This is a genomic window from Mediterraneibacter sp. 210702-DFI.5.30 (assembly GCF_020560115.1).
In the GTDB taxonomy this organism is placed as follows: domain Bacteria; phylum Bacillota; class Clostridia; order Lachnospirales; family Lachnospiraceae; genus Mediterraneibacter; species Mediterraneibacter faecis.
The window spans coordinates 1-276 of the sequence record NZ_JAJCME010000065.1; the positions used below are offsets into that span (position 1 = coordinate 1).

Genomic DNA, 276 nt, shown 5'->3' on the forward strand with positions numbered 1-276 from the left:
TTATCTACTTCTATGCCCACTATCTGTTTGCTAGTGCCACGGCGCATGTTACGGCTTTGTACGCACCATTTGTTGGTGTGGCAATCTCAGCCGGTGCTCCAGCTATGCTTGCGGCAATGCTGTTGGCATTCTGTTCGGCAATCATGGCTTCGACTACTCACTATGCCAACGGTCCAGCTTCTATTTTGGCAAGTTCCGGCTATGTCAAGCAGGGTGAATGGTGGCGCATGAGCTTTGTCTTGGGGCTGCTGTATCTGGTAGTCTTCTTGACGGTAG

The 276-nt window shown here is 51.1% G+C and carries 1 protein-coding gene; it reads left to right on the forward strand.

The features are described 5' to 3' along the window. Positions 1-276: anion permease (locus tag LI126_RS14700; protein ID WP_227165670.1), on the forward strand; the 276-nt coding region annotated here is incomplete at both ends.